Genomic DNA, 2,337 nt, shown 5'->3' with positions numbered 1-2,337 from the left:
CGCCGGAACCGGTCGGCGAGCGGTCGACCTCCGCCTCGGCGAAGACGCAGATGTTCTTGGTCACCTCATCGGAAAAAGCATCGCGGCCATCGGTCAGGATGGTGCCGTAGAGGAAGGCAAGGTCGGCATGGTCGGGATGCGACAGCGGAAATTCGGCCTTGAGCCTGTCCGTCAGCGCCGTTGCCGCATCGACGAAATCGCGCACCCGGCTTTTGGCGAATTCGAGCCCGAATTGGTGACAATCGGCCAGCGCGTAGAAAGCGCCGCCATAGGCGACGTCGAAGCCGATCGTGCCGTGGCCCGCCAGCTCTATCGTCTGCCCGCCGGCGAACAGGAACGCCGGCACGCTTTCGAACGACACCGCACCGGCCTTGCCGTCCCTGACCTCGACCGAGGCGACGACCAGCCCACACGGCGCCTCGATATTGACTGTCGTGATTGGTTCCTGTTTCGCCACCAATCCTTCATCTACGGCGTAGCGGCCGAGCGCGACGATGGCGTGGCCGCACATCGTCGAATAGCCCTCATTGTGCATGAACAGCACGGCGAGGTCGGCGCCGGGCAGGTCGGGTTCGACCAGCAAGGCGCCATACATGTCGTAATGGCCGCGCGGCTCGAACATCAGGATCTTCCTGAGATGATCGAGATGGTCGCGCACATAGGCGCGCTTTTCCAGGATCGTGCCCTTGGGGACACTGGGATAGCCGCCGGTGACGATCCTGAGCGGCTCGCCGCCGGTATGCATATCGACGACGGTAAGCGTCATGCGATGGGCCCCGTTCAAGCTGAAGACTTGCCGAAGAGGGCTTGCAATTTGCCGAACGGCATGGCGGCGCGGGTGAAGCCGAAGGTGCCGTCCTGCTGGATCTCGCGCGCCGCCGTTTCCAGCATGCCATAGGCGAAATTGGTCAGCCACGGCCCGAGCGAGATGCGCTTGACGCCGGCCATGGCGAGGTCGGCGATGGTGAAGCCAGGCTTTGCCATGACATTGACCGGCTTGCTGACCGCCGAGCAGAGCGTGCGGATCATCTCGACGTCGCCGATACCGGGCGCATAGAGCACGTCGGCGCCGGCCTTCTCGAACGCCTGCAGCCGCTTGATGGTGTCGTCGAGGTCGGACTTGCCCCACAGGAAATTCTCAGCCCGCGCCGTGAAGACGAAATCGCGCTTCAGCGCTCGCGCCGCCTCCGCCGCCGCCGCAACGCGCTCGACGGCGTGCGCGAAATCATAGATCGGCTTGTCCGGATCGCCGGTGTGGTCCTCGATCGAGCAGCCGGCAAGACCGGCCGCTTCCGCCGCGAAGATGGTTTCGGCGGCCTGCTCGGCGCTGTCGCCCTTGCCTTTCTCGAGGTCGGCGGAGACAGGCAGGCTGGTCGCCGCCGTCACCTCGCGGCAATGGTGGATCATCTGGTCGAAGGTCACGGCGCCATCCGGCAGGCCGCGTGAAAAAGCAAAGCCGGCGCTGGTCGTCGCCAGCGCCGTGAAACCGAACGAGGCCAGCAGCTTCGTCGTGCCAATATCCCAGGGATTGGGCATGACGAAGGTCGAGGCATGCAGGTCGCGAAAGATCTTGCCCTTGTCCATGGTAGTTCCCCCATCATGTGCGGTGTGGCTAAGCGGATTTTATCCTGCCCGATTTGACCGGGCAAACGAATGCGGTTGGTTCAGAAGCGATTGGCGTTCTCTCCTGCCAATTTGTCCAGCGCGTCGGAATCCTTGGTGTAGCGCGATGTCTTCTTGTCCCAGTGATAGGTGACGGAGATCTCGTGGGACTCTGGTCTGGGCGGAGTGTCGTCGCAGCTTTCGCCGTTCAGCACAGTAGAGTCGGTCACGGTCACCTTGATGGCGGCATAAGGCTGACCATCGGCAATGCCCTGAAAAGCTACATCCTGCTTGCGGCTGTAGGCGCACAGGTTTTCATCGAACGTATAGATCATGTCGATCGGTTCGAACTTGTCGTCGCGGATCATGATCAGCGGCGTGATCACATAGTTCTGGCTCGAATTGAAATGCGCGCTCATGGTGATGAGGACGTCATCGTTGGCGCCGACGGAAAGCTTGCCCGGTTCGCGGAAATAGGTGCCGCGGTCGAGCGCGACATTGACGGCGTCGAGCAGCTTCGGCTTGGCCGTGATGTCGTAGAGCGCCAGCACAGCATAGCCTTCGGCGCTGTCGGGAGAATCGCCAAGGTCGAACAGCATGGTCAGCCGATCCTTGCCGCCGGCCTTGATGGCGAGCACCGCGGCATTGGAAAAGCCCGAAGTCTCGGGCGGCGAACCGCCGCCGTCCGGTCCCTCGATATGACGCATCTCGATCGGCAACCCACCCCTATAGAAG

General features: G+C 62.6%; 3 protein-coding genes. All 3 read right to left on the bottom strand.

Going from position 1 to position 2,337, the window contains the following annotated elements; all coding sequences use genetic code 11:
• On the bottom strand, positions 1-766 hold a 766-nt coding region (locus EN964_RS32060; RefSeq protein WP_127277244.1), incomplete at its 3' end, for a proline racemase family protein.
• A gap of 14 nt (positions 767-780) precedes the next feature.
• Positions 781-1,584 (bottom strand): isocitrate lyase/phosphoenolpyruvate mutase family protein, encoded by an 804-nt coding sequence (locus EN964_RS32055; protein WP_127266631.1) that lies wholly within the window; start codon positions 1,582-1,584, stop codon positions 781-783.
• A gap of 80 nt (positions 1,585-1,664) precedes the next feature.
• On the bottom strand, positions 1,665-2,337 hold a 673-nt coding region (locus tag EN964_RS32050; protein ID WP_127277242.1), incomplete at its 5' end, for a hypothetical protein.

Source organism: Mesorhizobium sp. M7A.F.Ca.CA.001.10.2.1, from assembly GCF_003998575.1.
Lineage (GTDB): Bacteria > Pseudomonadota > Alphaproteobacteria > Rhizobiales > Rhizobiaceae > Mesorhizobium.
Note: the sequence above shows the minus strand (reverse complement) of the source record. Positions and strands in the feature narration are given on the sequence as shown.